The following is a 15,367-nucleotide window of genomic DNA, read 5'->3' as shown; positions in this document are numbered from 1 at the left end:
CCCTATTAAGAATTCAGATGATCCATTGCAGTTAAAAAAATTTTTATATATCTTATTCAACCAAAAATTAATAAACCAATTAGGGATTCGGCATGTCAAATCCAATACCTACACAACGTCCAAATATTTCTTCTCTTCACTCAATCACAAGTCAAACTGAGATAGACGCGAATTTTTCTCCGCGACGATCATCTCTAAGACTATTTCTAGATACAATGTTGATTGTTTTGGGCTTTTCTACTGTAGTTTCAATCTTTGTAGCAATGTTTTTTCTCAACGGACTCAGTATGCTAAACGCAACAACAATCGTGTTATCGGCATCTTTAATTCTCATGGGCATTGTATTTATTAGCATTGGGGTACTTTTCTTTGTGAATAACATAGAACAAGGACTCTCTGGCATTTTAAGAAAACGTTTAAAGGAAAGAGAAGCTGAGATAAAAGATCTTAGAGACCAATTACAAACTCACGAACTTAATCTTGCTTTTGCTCCATCAGAAGATCTCATAGAAGCTTCTGAAATTATAGAAACACCTGGATCTACAGAAACGATCACAGAGACTCTTATAGAGATGGAACAACTAAATCCGTAGCTCATTGAATAGAACTTTCAGACACAATCTTAGCTAAAATATTGCGAAAAATAAACAATCAAAAAATCAATCATTTAGAAAAAAAATCCCAAGATTTTTTTATCAAAAAACGCACTTTCAAGACTATCTGAAGACTATTTTTTTGTTTTTATTCAACATTTTTTATCGCAAACAAAGTTGTAAGTTGTTAGGGTCTTTTGCTTTTAAACTAAATATTGCAAATGAGGCAAGGATATGAGAACACAAAACTTCTTTCTATCGAAAATCAGATTATTGGGTGCTTTATGCCTAGCTTCCCTTTCTGTTTTAATTACTGGCTGTGATGTTGATGATGTATTTACTACCGATAGACACCTAGTTGAAGAAGCTAGAAGTTCAGCTCCTATTTTCACAGAGACTAACGATACCGATCATGTCTGGGATACAATAAAAACAGCCTGGGGATTATCTGCTCAGATGAATTGTGTTCCTGTAGTGGTTTATGATGACCTTATGAATCCTTTCAGATTCGAAACTCAAGGAAAAAGTCTTTGGAATACTGCTGTAGATGTTTCTAATAGCAAACGTATTTTCAATTACGATGCGCGTACTGACAAAAAAGATAATTCCACAAAAAATTATGCAGAAATTAATGCTCTTGCCCTAGATTTAGCAAATTCTAAAGAAGTTTCTCATTTCTCCGCTGTTTTACACGGTATTGAAAAAGAGACATTTGTTGCTTTATGCAAACATTATCCACAACACAGTTTAGTACCTGTAATTGTAACTAGAACATCTGGTCAGGATATTAGCTATAGTCTCGGATTTATGTTCTCAGTAACAAATCCTGCTTTACAAACACGTCAGGACGTTCTTCCTAATCACGAACATTTCTTAGAAATCTGGAATAGCATCAACTGCAAAGACGTTACTGATTTTTACAATGAGAACTTCCCTGCCGACTATATCAATACGACACTCCTTGCTAATGGAGATTCCATCAACTCTTTAATCCCTGCAAATAAATAATCTAAAGTAATCTTTAGAATACTTATTGTAAAACCTCGCAAACATCCTTGCGGGGTTTTTTCATTTAAAGCTAATACGAACAAATCCTCATCGCAAAAAAAGATCCTCTTATCCATATTCTGAGCCTATCAAAAACCTAAATAATTCTTAGACTGCACAAATCACAATATTTTTATTTTCTTCATATTTAATGTGTTAGGCATTAAAATCTCAGAGTTTACAATCTACAGTTAAGGCAGATTAATGTTATTAATGCACGAAACTAGTTTAGATTTTCTTAACCAAACACGAAATCACCCCCAATTTGTAAAAAATGCTTACGTACGTAATGCCCCAATTGGTTTCGCACCACGCTTACGTATGGGTGTAGAGGATATAACATTATTTTCTTCTTCTGCTCTAACATCTTCTTTATTAAGTTCTCTCCCTATTTTAGGCACTATTCGCGGCTTAGCACGCCTGTATAGCGTTTGGTCTGTCAAAGACAGAAGAAACGATCACTTCAAAGATCAAGTGACACATACCCTTTTGGGAATTTTCGAAGTTTTAGGATTAGGCGCAGCTCTTCTAGTTGTGAAAATTGCTATCACAGCTTTGATATACCTTTCCTTTTTCATCTTTATGTTATTTGGCATGCTCTACGGACTCGTAAGCACAAAAGTGGAACAATTGCCATGCTTTGCCAAACAAAATTCTGAGACTACTAAGATTTAAAGCAAATACCGAAGGCCCCTAAACTAGTCCTCAATGAGGGGATTTGTTGGAATAAATATTTCGATTTTTTAAATAGGTAAAAGCATATTCATGAAAATGTACAACACACACGCGGAATTTGCGAATCAAACTGGAAATCATCCTTATCTTATTAGAACTGCCTACTCTCGAACTCATAGTGAGATTGTTCAGGAAAAGGAAGTTTGGATGAACATGATATTAAGTTCTGTCCCCATTTTAGGCACTATTCGTGGCTTAGCACGCCTGTATAGCATTTGGTCTGTTAAAGATAAAAGTGAGGACACAACTTCAGCTTTAATAATACACACCCTAGTAGGTATTTTTGAAACTCTAGGTTTAGGTGTAGTCCTTATAATTGTTCCTATTTTCTTCATCTTCATGAATATAGTCTTAGGATTTATAAGACTTCTCTTTGCATTGATTGGAAGAAGCATCTGCAATCTAAAACGACTATGTTTGCCTAACAAAGTTAACACAGCTAATTAAAGCTTAAAAAACTTGTGAATCTCTAAGAATCCGGGAAGCGCTATTTTCTATAAATTAGCGCTTCCTTGTTTTTTAACCACCTACACTCTAAAATTTCTGTAAATTATTTTTTATATAAGACGATGTTTATTTCAAAATACGCAACACACCTTGAATTTAAGGAAAAAACCGCACACCATCCCAATTGGATCAAAAGTGGTTATATTCGCGACCTGGAATCTACAGAGTCTCATAGAAACTGTTGGATAATTATTGACTACGAGAATTTAAAAGCTTCCCTTCTCTCTTCTATCCCCATTTTAGGCACTATTCGTGGTCTAGCGCGTCTTTTTCATGTTTGGTCTATCAAAGGTAGCGTAGAGCAAATAAATAACACGATTATTCATACAATAACGGGCATTTTAGAAACTCTAGGTTTGGGAGTCGTTCTCCTAGTATTTAGAATCACCTTAACAGCCATATTTATTCCTATAATCATTCTATTTTGTCTATGTGCTATCTTAATTGCTTGCTTCAAAAATCAATTTGAAGACGCGCTTACTAAAAGTTTAACCAGCGAAGTCCGTATAGTGTAAATAGCGCAATTAAAATACCCCTTCCTCTTCCAAGAGGAAATACGTTTCTAGCTTTATTTTAACGGCCTATGTTAAAATTTTACCCTGTGAAAAATCTAACATGGGGAAAAACTATGTTTATCAATAGTTACGAAACACCTTCCGATTTTCTAGAGGGAACTTCTAATCATCCCGAATGTATTAAAAGTGCTTATATACGCAAAAGACCGAACGGGAACATCTCTAATCAGCAAGATATGAAAGCTTCATTCTTGGGAGCTCTTCCTATCTTAGGAACTCTTCGGGGCTTAGCACGCCTGTATAGCGTTTGGTCTGTTAAAGATAGAAGTGGGGATGCTCAAAAAGATGTAATCGCTCATACAATAGTTGGTGTCTTAGAGGTTCTTGGGTTTGGCCCTATCTTCCTAGCGTTGAATATTGCCGCAGTTATTATCGGGATTTTCGTTATCATTGCCGTCGGAGTTATAGGCCTGTTGTGCCAGGGAATTAAATGTGGTGTTAAGTTCTTAACAAAACCTTGTCTACCTAATAGATGCTAGCCGGTTCCCTTTATGTATTTTCTTCCCGCAAACTAGGAGGAGACGCTCTTATTTAGCTCTCCTTTCTATTTCTATTTTAACCACTTATGCGTTAAAATGTTTCCTATTCATAAAGATTTTTTAGGGAGAAAGTTATGCTCACCACAAATTATGCAACAAGTTTTGATTTTATCGAGGGAACAATTAACCATCCATCTCTGATTAAAAGTGCTTACGTACGTAATAATACGGGTATCGATTCTCATCTGGACTGTTGGTTGATAGATGGTAAAGAGAATCTGGAGAACACTATATTGAGTGCTCTACCTATTCTAGGAACTATTCGTGGTCTAGCGCGTCTTTACAGTATTTATTCTGTTAAAGACAGAAGTGAGGATACTAAAGCAAATACTATTATCCACACCATTACGGGTGTTCTAGAAGCCCTAGGTTTAGGAATCTTCATCCTTATTGCTAAAATTCTTATTTTACTCTCAGTAATGGTTATCTTCTACACCGGAACTAGCCTGGGCTTAATCAAAGATGACAACTAAAGTTATGAAAATAACATAGCCTTTCCTAAGGAGATCTTCTAGTTTTCTAAACTTAGATCTCCTTAATATTTTAACACCTCTTCTTTCGTTTTTGTATCAAACTAGCTCTCAAGCAAAATAGATGCAAATTAAGCCACTTTCTCTCTATAATTTTGAATCATTTGTCGATCTAAATTCTTAAGTAATTGATCTATTTGCTACGAATCTTAAATCTGTGGAGCCCTAAAGTAGGGAGGGACTATTTTGCATAATGAAATGATTTTTATAGGACAAACTGTGCTAATCGTACTTGCGGGAATATTTTTCGCTTCTAAAAGTACAGGATGGCTAACGGGTTGGTTATCTACCCTGTCGGTAATCATGAATGTATTTGTTTTAAAACAGATCGTTCTATGCGGTTTAGAAGTGACCTCTGCTGATGTCTATATGATCGGTATACTCTCCTGCTTAAACTTCTCTAGAGAGCTCTACGGACAAAATAAGGTAAACGAAGCTATGATCGGCTCTTGGGTTATTACAATAGCTTTTCTTCTCCTAACACAACTACATCTTGCTCTTATTCCTTCCTTGAATGATACAACCCAGCATCATTTCATAGCATTATTCTCACCCACACTACGACTAACATTAGCCTCTTTGATCACTGTGATTCTCGTTCAGATTATCGATCTTAAGCTCTTCTCCTATCTAAAAAACCTATTTCAAGATAAGGCTTTTGGAACCCGCTCAGCCATATCTTTAATCTCCTCGCAAATTTTAGATACCCTACTATTTTCTTTCCTAGGTCTCTACGGCATCGTATCTAACCTCACTCATGTCATCCTATTTTCTCTCATCACAAAGATATGTGTGATTGCTATGTCGGTGCCTGTCGTCGTCCTTGGTAAATATTTTAGAAAAAGAAAAGAAGCTTAAATCTCCCCTATAAATTCTATTTACAGTAAAACATAGGCTCGATACGCTTACTTTCCTCTCTTCAAGCGAGATATAAAATAACAATGTTCCCTGGGGATAATTCAGGTTCCTAATCGTGGCATTAAAATTTCACGTTCTTCATCAATCTAAAAAATCTCGAGCTCGTGTAGGCAAAATAGAAACTGCCCATGGAGTCATAGACACCCCTGCTTTTGTTCCTGTTGCGACTAATGGCGCCTTGAAAGGCGTTGTCGATCATAGCAATATCCCACTTATGTTTTGTAATACCTACCATCTCTTGGTACATCCAGGAACAGAGGCTATTGCCGCTATGGGAGGATTGCATAAATTTATTAATAGAAATGCTCCGATAATCACAGATTCTGGAGGATTCCAAATTTTCAGTCTTGCCTACGGCTCAGTGGCAGAAGAAATCAAAAGTTGCGGGAAAAAGAAAGGCTCTTCGTCCATCTTGGAGATTAACGACGAAGGCGTATGGTTTAAATCTTACAGAGACGGTCATAAGCTCTTTCTATCTCCAGAAGTTTCCGTACAAGCTCAAAAAGACCTAGGTGCTGATATCATCATTCCTCTTGATGAGCTCCTGCCCTTTCATTCTGATGAAAAGTATTTCCTATCATCGTGTTCCCGAACATATGTCTGGGAAAAACGCTCTTTGGATTATCATAAAAAAGACCCTAAATATCAGTCTATGTACGGAGTAATTCATGGAGGTATAGATCCTGAACAAAGGAAGATCGGGTGCCAGTTTGTGGAAGATCATGCTTTTGATGGATTTGCCATTGGAGGGAGCTTAGGAAGAAACCTAAAAGAAATGGTACCTGTTGTTGATGTCACAACTTCATATTTATCTAAAGATCGTCCAGTGCATCTTCTAGGAATAGGAGATCTCCCCTCGATACATGCGACAGTCGGCTTTGGGATAGATTCTTTCGATAGTTCCTATCCAACTAAAGCAGCGCGCCACGGTTTAATTCTATCATCTCAAGGGCCTATCAAAATTGCTAATCAGGCTTATGCCAATGATCTTTCTTCCCTAGATCCCGAATGTACATGCCTAACATGCACCTCAAACATCTCTAGAGCTTATCTAAGACATCTTTTCAAAGTCCATGAACCTAATGCAGGAATTTGGGCCTCTATCCATAATTTGCACTATATGCAAGAAGTTATGAAAAATATCCGAAAACAGATCTTAAATGACGAGATCTGATCCAGCTTATCTTTAAAGCTAACCCCCTATTATCAATTCTAATGTGATTTAACTTAAAACACTTAAATTACAATCAAATAAAAATATAAAATAGAAAATTGCTTTTTATTAATAATAGGCATAATTTTTCCGAGTTTTAGATAAGGAAACACTCTCAAAACTATATAAAAACCCATATTTATGAATATGTTAATTATAAAATAGAACAAATTACACTTAATAAAACTATTACATTCTAAGCATAAACATGGATTGTTTTATCTATAGATATAAAAATAATACGGAGTTTTTTTTTGATCATCAAAACGCCTGCTGGCTATTTAAAGAAGGCTTTATTAGATCAGAAACCCAGATGCTACCCTACACAATGGATTGGGAAATCAATATAACCAGTGCTGATGAAATCAAAGAACTCCTTGTCCGATGCATTCCTATAATAGGCAATATTCTTGGTTTTGGAAAACTCTATAGCGTATGGTCCACAAGAGATCCTGAGGATCGATATAAAGATATCCTATTCCATACGCTCTCGGGAGCATTAGAAGCCTCGGGGTTAGGTATAGTGGCTTTAAGTTTAAAAATAATCACAACAATAATTTTCTATATCTTTGAATTTCTTGAATGCCTGGTGTGTACAATGATCTCTACATTTCTCCCAAGCTCTCCATCATCAGAAAGATTCTCTCTCATATAAATAAAGGTAGTACTGATCTTCTAAATACCAAAGGAAACAACCCAATTTTTCTAAAAACTTTAGATAATTAAAATTATTATTTTAACGAAAAAACAAGATTTTAAAATTAAATAAGTTGCACATTTTATTTTAATTTATAATTGCAATTATTCATAAATATAAGCAAACTTCTCCGCGCTAAATTTCAATAAAATAAATATAAGATAATTTGAACTAACGAGAGCATGCTTTATGTGCATAAATACCTACGGAGATAATTCAGAATTTCATAACGCAACACAAAACTACCCCTTACTTTTTAGACTTGGGTTTGTTCGTGATCAATTCGGGCTCAAAGATTGGAAATTTGATTGGTTAATTTCTAATGATATTGAAGATTTAGACGCTGATGGAATTGTTATACAAGTTTTACGCGCCCTTCCTATCATCGGAACAAGTATGGGTGTAAGTAAAATCTATAGTGTATGGTCTACAGACACCTTAGAGGATAGTCTAAAAGATAAAATCATTCATACAATAGTCGGATTAATTGAAATCTGTGGCTTGGGCGTTATCACTTTGATCATGAAAATCTTTTATTTCGCCCTTACATACATTATTGTAGCCATTATACCTCCATGTGTTCGTCTTAGAAAAGGTCCCGAAGCAGAAGAAAATATGAGAGAATTCTTAATCGATACACTTTCTTTCGGGCTATGATTCTACTACCCCTCTCCGACTCTACCCTTGCGATAATAAACTATTAAAAAACAAAGATTTCCAAAAACTAAAAACTCTAAATTATTATCTGTTAATAACTTATAAATCAATTTTATATTTATAATTGAAACTATTTCAAACGATACATAAGCTACTCCGCACTCAGTATTTAAAAGTGAAAAATATAGTTATGTTTATTGATAGATATCCTAATAATTGGAATTTCTGGATTCACACGAAAAGTTCTTGTTCTCTATTTCGCTCTGGTTTTGTTCGCAATTCTCGTGGCGTTCAACATATTCATAGAGAATGGAATATCTCAACAAGTAACGGCGTTTTTTCCAAAGCAAATATGTTGGAAATCAAAAAAGCCACTCCTATCTTAGGAACAATCATGGGTCTAGGTAGGCTCTATAGCGTTTGGTCTACAAAAGATCGTATTACAAGTAAAACAGAGCTACTTCTACACACCCTAACCGGTATCATAGAAACCTTAGGCTTAGGCATTATCCTTTTAATCGCAAAGATCATTCACTTGGCAATTAAAACGTTATGCGAAAAGGTTTGTTCATACTGCTGCTGTAATCGCTACGGAAATCTGGAAACTAGCTCTACATCTTCTGAAGATTCAACAGAGATCGAAAATGTGAGATCTAATCCACCTTTCAACGAAATAGACTTCGACAACTTCAATCCTGAACAAATGGTTAATCTACTCTCTACTACTGTCCATGGGGATCCTTCTAAAGGAGAAAAAGTTACAGTATCTCTAACATTAGATCCTCAAGTGATGGAACAAATGATAAATGTAACATCCCAATTATTATCCAATATCGTGAACATTGATGAGGGTGATGAAGAAGGTGTATTTAGAGGTATTTCTCAATTTCAAAATATTCTCGGCACAGGTCCTATACAAAACCAAATGCATGGAATCGCCTCTTCTTTAAGAGAATTGTCTTCTTCAGAAGAGGAAAACTCTTAACAATCTTTTAGATAGCACCCTTAGGTGCACTATAGAAAAACCAAAACTCTTCTCCTGTATTATCCTCTTATACACTACAGAATATAAGAGAAGAGATCTATATCCACAGCAAATTTAAACCTTCTCTTTTTACTCCCCAATACAAATGAGTTATCAAAGTCATAATCTCTTGAATGAAGAGAATATAAGAGAGTCTCTAACAATCTTTCTTACAGGTTATAATTACTCCCAACCTGATCCTATCGACAACAAATCATTAAAAAACAAAGATTTCCATAACTAAAAATTCTAAATTATTATCCGTTAATAACTTGTAAATCCATTTTATATTTATAATTGAAACTATTTCAAACAATACATAAGCTACTCCGCACTCAGTATTTAAAAGTGAAAAATATAGTTATGTTTATTGATAGATATCCAGATAACGAGAGTTTCTTTAATGCAACACAACATTATTATTCTTTATTGCGCTCCGGTTTTGTTCGCAATCCTCATGGTGTTCGATCCATTTGCAAAGAGTGGAATATCTCAACAAGTAATGGCGTTTTTTCCAAAGCAAATATGTTGGAAATCAAAAAAGCCACTCCTATCTTAGGAACAATCATGGGTCTAGGTAGGCTCTATAGCATTTGGTCTACAAAAGATCATACTACAAGTAAAATACAACTACTTCTACACACCCTAACTGGTGTCGTGGAAACTGCAGGCTTGGGCATTATCCTTTTAATCGCAAAGATCATGCGCTTGGCAATTAAAACGTTATGCGAAAAAGTCAATTTATATTCCTTCTGCAATCGCTATCAAAATCTGGAAACTAGCTCTACATCTTCTGAAGATTCAACTTTTAGCACAGATCAAGAAGAACGAAATATAAGACACACACCTTTAACTCGCGAAAGAATAAATCATACAATAACAACAGCAACTGAATTGGTCTCAGACCTCACAACTATAAATGAAGAAAATAGAAATATAGTTGGAAATGTTACTCAATTACTCAACACATTAGAAACAAGCCTACAAAATCAAGAAAATGAAATACTTGATTTATCTGCTAGTGATAGCGAAGAAGTGTCAGAAATAACAATAGTATAGCAATCTCAAACAAACCTTCTGAAAAGAATCAGTTTAAATATGCTATAAAAAACTTAACCTCTTCTCCTGTATTACTCTCTTATAAACTTATAAAGTATAAGAGAAGAGACTTCTCTTCGCGTTAATACGAAGCTCATATCTATCTTTTTTTACTTCCTGATAAAACTAATAAACAAGAAATGGCACAAAATGCCAATGCCGATGCCATGGGAATCGTAATAAATCCAAAAATAAATAATTTTGTTGAGCAAGAAACTCTGCCACAAATATCTATCGTCATTCCAGAAATCTCCTGAAGACAAATCTGATAAACGGCAGTTATCATGCCTATAATAGATAAAGGTAAAGCGTAGATCTTTACCAAACTATCTTCACGATATGTAGCAATTCCTAAAATAATCGATAAAGGAAATAAGCAAATCCTTTGATAATAACATAAAACACAGGGCTCTATGTTTAACAGGTAGCTGTAATAAATACTCATTACTGTCCCTGTACAACAAATCAACCAAGCAAAATATAAAGCATAATTACGAATGAATCTAATCATCGTTTTCCTCTGTAGCTTGTAAATGGCGGATTTGTCGAATAACGCGTTCTAACTCATCAAATGTAGGATCTTCAATCAGATAGTCTCCAACTACAGCTGTTGGTGTTGCTAACTGTCCTCCAAGAACCTGAGAGCCATAAATATTATTCTTCTTAATTTGCTCTTCATATTGCTGAGAATCCACGCATTGCATTAATCCCTTAGGATTGATACTACGACCCGAATGCGTTTTCAAATTCTCAGCCAACTTAGTCAACACCTCAGGAGTTGCCCAACGTTTACCCTCTTCCTTAGGATAAGTAAGTAACCTATGGAAATACTCAATATAAGCCTCTATGTCGGTCTGACGTGGGTCATGATGATAGATACAAAGTAACGCTTGAGCAGCTGGCATCGACCCTCGAATAAAACATACAGGAATTAACGTAAACGATACCTCACCAGTATCAATGTAGTTCTTCTTTAAGAGAGGAAAAACCTCAGTACTAAACTCGGCACATGCGGAACATGAAGGCTCTTCAAACACTGTAATGTTAATCGGTGCATAGGGATTGCCAAGAGTTGGAAAATGCTTGGCATTGGTAGGAATATGAGCTTTAGGAGGTAATAGCGTCTGCTTTTTATAAATCATTAATCCAAAGCATAGTATGAAAAAAGCACTGGTAACTATGACTAATATCTTTTTATTCAATGATCGTTCTCTTATCTTATAAGGCTCACACAGAACTAAGAAATAGAATAAAAAAATAAAAATTTAAAACTATTTTTTACATAAGAAGGATAGCGCATCCCCTCTTTGTCTTTCATTTATATATTGAGATGAGTTGAATTTGATAAAAAACCTTTTAGTTTTATTATTCTCATTCTATTTAGAAAGAAAGATCCCACTATTTTTCTTTTTATGGATAAAGAAACCCTAGAAAATATTTATAAGCACTTCCGGTATCGCTTTTTTAAATTAAGTATTCTCCCCGCATTTTTAGGACTACTGCTTATATGCACACCAAATACTCTGAACTATCAAGCACCAAGCGTTATCCTTTCCGATAGAGCTTGTGGAAGCCTGTTAATTATTTTAGCTTTAATATCTTTTTATAGACGTTCTGTACTTTGGTTCGGTGTATTTATAGGTATTTGGGTAACTCTTTTCCCTTGTTTTCCAGAACGCTCCTCTATTGTTTTTGCAAATGATACGCTGATAGGATTTGCTATCTTCGCTGTTGTTTGTATTCCCCCTACACGACCAGAAGCTTTGGAGGTTGGTCCCACTCTTCCTGAAGGAATGACTTATAACCCGTCTTCAGGAGGACGAAGAGCTGCTGTCTTAATACTAAGTTTATTAGCCTGGTTGCAATCACGTTTTTTAACAGCGTCCGCATTAGGAATCTCTAGGACCGCTTTCGAATGTGATTTCCTTGTCTACGCAGCGATGATGACCGCTTATTCCCTACTTGTTGTTCTCTCTTTATCTGGTGGAGAACGTCGTTGGCATACACGACCAAAAATAGTATTAGCGACAGCAATCACTTTGCTTTCTGCTATTATCCTTACCTTCATTCCTATTGTATCAAAACAGATGACCTTAGATTGTTGGATATGCTTATCTCTAACAATACAGCCCGCCCTAGCCTTTGTTTTTGCTTATGATGAATTTAGAGCAACATTCACATATCTAGGACAATTTGTTGGGAAAAAACGCGAACTTATTCGCATATCATTATTCGGGTCAGAATACTATAGAGATTCATTATTTTGGGAAGAACGTACTGTCCTTCCTTTTATAAAAGCATGCAAACAAGCTTTCCAGGGTATTTCCTTTCCTATTAATCTTCTAATTGCTGTTTGTGTAGCAATAGGATTTATCAAAGTAAGCGATGAGCTTGCTGTTACAGATAAATTGAGAAATTATATCGATATTTGCTGTTGGTTTATCATTGTATTAGCCACTCTATCTTTTGCTAATAGTCTTCGTCATCTTAGATGGTTATGTGTGATTTTCTCAGCGGCAATTCTACTTTCTCCTGTTTTCTTCCACATTCCGCTACACTCTCCTATATTGATTCCAACGATCATCATAGGAATTGCTTTGATTGTTCTATCTGTAGGGAAAATAACACAGAAAAAGTAAATGGTTTTCACTAAGTCAACATCGAACTAATTCCCGCTGAGGTTTCTCCTTGCTGAACCTCAGCAGCTTGATCTTCCTCTTCCTCAGCTTCTAGACGATCTCGTTTTTCTTTGTCACACTCACTTGCGTAAATATCATCTCGAGCACGATCTATACCCTCGGCAATAACAGCATCATGCACAGAAGTATGTGGAGAATCCTTATCTGGAATAACCTTTATGGTCTGCAATAAGGTAACATAAGAAAATCTCTGAGGGTATTCGGGTAGTAGAACTTGAGATTCTATAAACTCCGCGACCTCTTTTTTCGTAAATCTTCCTCTTTGACTATTACAGTAGTTCAAAATCTGCAGATAATTACTCTCTGCTAGTTGTTTGTGTTTACTTAATGCTCCTTTATGATGCTGGAAGGCATACATAATTAAAGGCGCGGAAATCAATACTGAAGAAAGAATTCCAGGAAGAATGAAAGGAAGAAATACGTCTAAAGCAAAAGAAAATCCCTCCAAAGGGTACCCAGCTAAAAGAGATCCTATCAATAACAATACTATAGAACAGACAAAAACAATCGTAGCGATAACTACAAGAGGAGAACCCTTACAACGATGAGAATGAATACCATTATAAAGAGAAAGTTTTTCATCCGAAGGAAGTAGGGTGTAGCCTAACTGTGAAGATTGTACATTAGCAAGTGGTAACGTCATGTTAAAAGACACTCGCGGATATCCTCTATAAGCATATGGACATTACCGGAAGAACGCGTTGAATCATTAAAGAATACAGGAACAAGTCCCCGATTTTTAAGTACATAAAATGCGTCTCCAAGAAAGGCTACATCACGAAAGTCATGAGTAACAAGCACTACAGTTTTATAGTCTTTTCTTGCTAATCGTAGAATGTACTTATACAACAATTCCTTAGTCGTAATATCTAAAGAAGAAAATGGCTCATCTAGAAGTAATATTGGTTTAGGAGATAAACACTGACAAGCTAAAGATACTCTTTGTTTTTGTCCTTCGGATAATTCATCAGGATAACAATCCAATAGATTCCCTATATTAAAGCTCTCAATCACCTCAGCCAACTTCTCAGAAAATATAGAGAATCGCTTACTCTTTACTCCCAATTCAGAACCGAGATAAATATTTTTCAATACAGTTCTCCATGGGAGTAGAGTCTGTTTTTGTTGCATATAAGCAACATCTGTTTGCTGAATAGGTTGGCCAAGCCATAGGATTTCTCCTTCAGAAGGAGATAAGAAATTAGCAATTAAACGAAATAAGGTAGTCTTTCCTATTCCAGAAACGCCTAGAATAATAGAAATCTTTCCTGGATGCGCAGAAAAAGAAGTTTTTTTAAAAATTAACTTATCTGAGTAAGAATAACTAAGATCTTTGACTTCTAACATGTAGAAACCATGACTTTTGGAAGGAAGACGGCTTGCGGTTACCAAGACTTGAACTTGGGACCTCGACATTATCAGTGTCGCGCTCTAACCAACTGAGCTATAACCGCGAGTTTTGGAGACTAGGAGAGTCGAACTCCTGACCTTCTGAATGCAAATCAGACGCTCTACCAGCTAAGCTAAGTCCCCGTTTATTCTTCTCTTATTACTATAGAAAAACAAAAAGTTATCTTAATGACTAAGAGATTTAACCTCAACCAAAGAATTAGGAAAAAAAACGAATCAATGGGTTAAACAGATTTCTTTGAGGACACTTTTCAAAAGAGAATCCATGTAAAATTTACTTGTTTCACTTTGAAGTTGTAGCCAGCTTGTATTACTTGAGGACTCAAGAGGATGAGGAATAAGGATGTTGACGCCTAAACAAGGAACATCAAATTCATAGCACACTTGAGAAACAGCTCCTCCAGCACTATCAAAACCTTGAATATCGGAATGGACTTTTTGGAGAGAAAGAAAATAATTCTTAGACATTGTAAATGCTTCTCCAGTAGCTATGATCCCCTCAGTAAGATCATGTTCTGTAGATGTCATAGGTTTTAAGTAACCGTGCATCTTTAATAGATCTTCTATAGCTTTTTTATGAGTAGCAATAAACTGCCTACCTCCATTCTTTGCAGCCTCTCTATAGGCTTCGCTTGTAGCAAAAATGCATTGATTGATATCGGGTATTTCGAATCTTTTGAAAAATGGACGGACGTCAGAATCATAATTAACATAACCGTTAGAAATTAAGACATTCCCAAAACGGCCAGTCTCAGAACGTGAATAACAAGTACCAATAATTAAAATAAGCTCTACACGATGCTTTAGAATCATGTTACAGCTAATCACAGCTGCAGAAACTTTATTAGGCCAAAAAGAAGACATTACCAGATACTTTCCAAAATAATCTCCGGAATAATATGTCCTTCTTCCCTCTATAGTCTTCTTACTATTAGCAAACCAAGGTATAGGACATTCTGCATCAGAAGACTCAGAAATTTCGGGAAGAGCAAAAATGATTCCTATACGAGATAAAGGAGCGTTCTTTTCATTAAAAATATCAATAGGCTCTGCTTTTAAAGAGATAAAAGAACAACAAAGAATAGTGGCAAAAAAAATGCGAAGAACCATAAAAATTCCATCTTA

19 protein-coding genes and 2 tRNA genes are annotated in these 15,367 nt (G+C 35.5%); 14 read left to right on the top strand and 7 right to left on the bottom strand.

Annotated elements, in window-relative coordinates; all coding sequences use genetic code 11:
* Positions 1 to 92: 92 nt before the first annotated feature.
* The 13 genes from O6937_RS02905 to O6937_RS02845 all read left to right on the top strand — a co-directional run bounded on the left by O6937_RS02905 (position 93) and on the right by O6937_RS02845 (position 10,094).
* Positions 93 to 593, top strand: coding sequence for a hypothetical protein (locus tag O6937_RS02905; RefSeq protein WP_332390172.1), 501 nt, complete (start codon positions 93 to 95; stop codon positions 591 to 593).
* Between the two features lie 234 nt (positions 594 to 827).
* A complete protein-coding gene (locus O6937_RS02900; protein ID WP_332390171.1) occupies positions 828 to 1,601 on the top strand; it encodes a hypothetical protein in 774 nt (257 codons plus the stop codon).
* A 243-nt stretch (positions 1,602 to 1,844) separates the two neighbouring features.
* Positions 1,845 to 2,315, top strand: coding sequence for a hypothetical protein (locus O6937_RS02895; protein WP_332390170.1), 471 nt, complete (start codon positions 1,845 to 1,847; stop codon positions 2,313 to 2,315).
* A gap of 90 nt (positions 2,316 to 2,405) precedes the next feature.
* The gene (locus O6937_RS02890; RefSeq protein WP_332390169.1) at positions 2,406 to 2,822 is read left to right on the top strand and encodes a hypothetical protein; all 417 of its coding nucleotides are present in this window, start codon (positions 2,406 to 2,408) and stop codon (positions 2,820 to 2,822) included.
* Between the two features lie 122 nt (positions 2,823 to 2,944).
* Complete coding sequence (locus tag O6937_RS02885; protein WP_332390168.1) at positions 2,945 to 3,397, top strand: hypothetical protein; 453 nt, start codon at positions 2,945 to 2,947, stop codon at positions 3,395 to 3,397.
* Positions 3,398 to 3,510: 113 nt separating this feature from the next.
* Entirely contained in the window at positions 3,511 to 3,936 is a 426-nt protein-coding gene (locus O6937_RS02880; RefSeq protein WP_332390167.1) for a hypothetical protein, read from the top strand.
* Between the two features lie 134 nt (positions 3,937 to 4,070).
* A complete protein-coding gene (locus O6937_RS02875) occupies positions 4,071 to 4,469 on the top strand; it encodes a hypothetical protein (protein WP_332390166.1) in 399 nt (132 codons plus the stop codon).
* A gap of 243 nt (positions 4,470 to 4,712) precedes the next feature.
* Positions 4,713 to 5,384 carry a queuosine precursor transporter gene (locus O6937_RS02870; protein WP_332390165.1) on the top strand — a complete coding sequence of 224 codons (672 nt, stop codon included), beginning with the start codon at positions 4,713 to 4,715 and terminating at the stop codon, positions 5,382 to 5,384.
* 115 nt (positions 5,385 to 5,499) lie between these two features.
* Positions 5,500 to 6,618 carry a tRNA guanosine(34) transglycosylase Tgt gene (tgt, locus tag O6937_RS02865; RefSeq protein WP_332390164.1) on the top strand — a complete coding sequence of 373 codons (1,119 nt, stop codon included), beginning with the start codon at positions 5,500 to 5,502 and terminating at the stop codon, positions 6,616 to 6,618.
* 247 nt (positions 6,619 to 6,865) lie between these two features.
* Positions 6,866 to 7,312: a hypothetical protein gene (locus tag O6937_RS02860; protein ID WP_332390163.1), complete on the top strand. Its 447-nt coding sequence runs from the start codon at positions 6,866 to 6,868 to the stop codon at positions 7,310 to 7,312.
* Between the two features lie 231 nt (positions 7,313 to 7,543).
* Complete coding sequence (locus O6937_RS02855) at positions 7,544 to 8,011, top strand: hypothetical protein (protein ID WP_332390162.1); 468 nt, start codon at positions 7,544 to 7,546, stop codon at positions 8,009 to 8,011.
* 175 nt (positions 8,012 to 8,186) lie between these two features.
* Positions 8,187 to 8,996, top strand: coding sequence for a hypothetical protein (locus O6937_RS02850; RefSeq protein ID WP_332390161.1), 810 nt, complete (start codon positions 8,187 to 8,189; stop codon positions 8,994 to 8,996).
* A 387-nt stretch (positions 8,997 to 9,383) separates the two neighbouring features.
* Positions 9,384 to 10,094, top strand: coding sequence for a hypothetical protein (locus O6937_RS02845; RefSeq protein WP_332390160.1), 711 nt, complete (start codon positions 9,384 to 9,386; stop codon positions 10,092 to 10,094).
* 139 nt (positions 10,095 to 10,233) lie between these two features.
* Here the strand turns inward: O6937_RS02845 and O6937_RS02840 are convergent, their stop codons facing one another.
* Together O6937_RS02840 and O6937_RS02835 are read right to left on the bottom strand one after the other, a co-directional pair.
* Positions 10,234 to 10,644, bottom strand: coding sequence for a disulfide formation protein (locus O6937_RS02840; RefSeq protein ID WP_332390159.1), 411 nt, complete (start codon positions 10,642 to 10,644; stop codon positions 10,234 to 10,236).
* A complete protein-coding gene (locus tag O6937_RS02835; protein ID WP_332390434.1) occupies positions 10,637 to 11,275 on the bottom strand; it encodes a DsbA family protein in 639 nt (212 codons plus the stop codon). Before O6937_RS02835 ends, O6937_RS02840 begins: the two co-directional genes overlap by 8 nt.
* Before the next feature lie 270 nt (positions 11,276 to 11,545).
* On the opposite strand from O6937_RS02835, the gene O6937_RS02830 reads away from it, so the two are divergent.
* Entirely contained in the window at positions 11,546 to 12,772 is a 1,227-nt protein-coding gene (locus O6937_RS02830) for an SPW repeat domain-containing protein (RefSeq protein WP_332390158.1), read from the top strand.
* A gap of 10 nt (positions 12,773 to 12,782) precedes the next feature.
* On the opposite strand, the gene O6937_RS02825 is transcribed toward O6937_RS02830, so the two are convergent.
* The 5 genes from O6937_RS02825 to O6937_RS02805 form a co-directional block, all read right to left on the bottom strand.
* Positions 12,783 to 13,475 (bottom strand): hypothetical protein, encoded by a 693-nt coding sequence (locus O6937_RS02825; RefSeq protein ID WP_332390157.1) that lies wholly within the window; start codon positions 13,473 to 13,475, stop codon positions 12,783 to 12,785.
* The gene (locus tag O6937_RS02820; RefSeq protein WP_332390433.1) at positions 13,472 to 14,179 is read right to left on the bottom strand and encodes an ABC transporter ATP-binding protein; all 708 of its coding nucleotides are present in this window, start codon (positions 14,177 to 14,179) and stop codon (positions 13,472 to 13,474) included. Before O6937_RS02820 ends, O6937_RS02825 begins: the two co-directional genes overlap by 4 nt.
* A 33-nt stretch (positions 14,180 to 14,212) precedes the next feature.
* Positions 14,213 to 14,286 (bottom strand) — tRNA-Ile (locus O6937_RS02815).
* A gap of 6 nt (positions 14,287 to 14,292) precedes the next feature.
* Positions 14,293 to 14,365: transfer RNA gene (locus O6937_RS02810), tRNA-Ala, on the bottom strand.
* 93 nt (positions 14,366 to 14,458) lie between these two features.
* Positions 14,459 to 15,352, bottom strand: a complete 894-nt coding sequence (locus O6937_RS02805) for a 5'-methylthioadenosine/S-adenosylhomocysteine nucleosidase family protein (RefSeq protein WP_332390156.1) — start codon at positions 15,350 to 15,352, stop codon at positions 14,459 to 14,461.
* Between the last annotated feature and the right edge of the window lie 15 nt (positions 15,353 to 15,367).

This window comes from Chlamydia sp. 04-14, from assembly GCF_036632095.1.
Classification (GTDB): domain Bacteria; phylum Chlamydiota; class Chlamydiia; order Chlamydiales; family Chlamydiaceae; genus Chlamydia.
The sequence above is the reverse complement of the archived record's forward strand: the minus strand, read 5'-3'. Positions and strand labels throughout refer to the sequence as shown.

What these genes read in the sequence shown, in the direction of transcription:
- O6937_RS02895 (WP_332390170.1), top strand. Translation starts at nt 1,845, where the DNA reads ATGTTATTAATGCACGAAACTAGTTTAGATTTTCTTAACCAAACACGA.
- O6937_RS02875 (WP_332390166.1), top strand. Translation starts at nt 4,071, where the DNA reads ATGCTCACCACAAATTATGCAACAAGTTTTGATTTTATCGAGGGAACA.
- O6937_RS02860 (WP_332390163.1), top strand. Translation starts at nt 6,866, where the DNA reads ATGGATTGTTTTATCTATAGATATAAAAATAATACGGAGTTTTTTTTT.
- O6937_RS02825 (WP_332390157.1), bottom strand. Translation starts at nt 13,475, where the DNA reads ATGACGTTACCACTTGCTAATGTACAATCTTCACAGTTAGGCTACACC.
- O6937_RS02855 (WP_332390162.1), top strand. Translation starts at nt 7,544, where the DNA reads ATGTGCATAAATACCTACGGAGATAATTCAGAATTTCATAACGCAACA.
- O6937_RS02905 (WP_332390172.1), top strand. Translation starts at nt 93, where the DNA reads ATGTCAAATCCAATACCTACACAACGTCCAAATATTTCTTCTCTTCAC.
- O6937_RS02890 (WP_332390169.1), top strand. Translation starts at nt 2,406, where the DNA reads ATGAAAATGTACAACACACACGCGGAATTTGCGAATCAAACTGGAAAT.
- O6937_RS02805 (WP_332390156.1), bottom strand. Translation starts at nt 15,352, where the DNA reads ATGGTTCTTCGCATTTTTTTTGCCACTATTCTTTGTTGTTCTTTTATC.
- O6937_RS02830 (WP_332390158.1), top strand. Translation starts at nt 11,546, where the DNA reads ATGGATAAAGAAACCCTAGAAAATATTTATAAGCACTTCCGGTATCGC.
- O6937_RS02900 (WP_332390171.1), top strand. Translation starts at nt 828, where the DNA reads ATGAGAACACAAAACTTCTTTCTATCGAAAATCAGATTATTGGGTGCT.
- O6937_RS02880 (WP_332390167.1), top strand. Translation starts at nt 3,511, where the DNA reads ATGTTTATCAATAGTTACGAAACACCTTCCGATTTTCTAGAGGGAACT.
- O6937_RS02835 (WP_332390434.1), bottom strand. Translation starts at nt 11,275, where the DNA reads ATGATTTATAAAAAGCAGACGCTATTACCTCCTAAAGCTCATATTCCT.
- O6937_RS02820 (WP_332390433.1), bottom strand. Translation starts at nt 14,179, where the DNA reads ATGTTAGAAGTCAAAGATCTTAGTTATTCTTACTCAGATAAGTTAATT.
- O6937_RS02840 (WP_332390159.1), bottom strand. Translation starts at nt 10,644, where the DNA reads ATGATTAGATTCATTCGTAATTATGCTTTATATTTTGCTTGGTTGATT.
- O6937_RS02885 (WP_332390168.1), top strand. Translation starts at nt 2,945, where the DNA reads ATGTTTATTTCAAAATACGCAACACACCTTGAATTTAAGGAAAAAACC.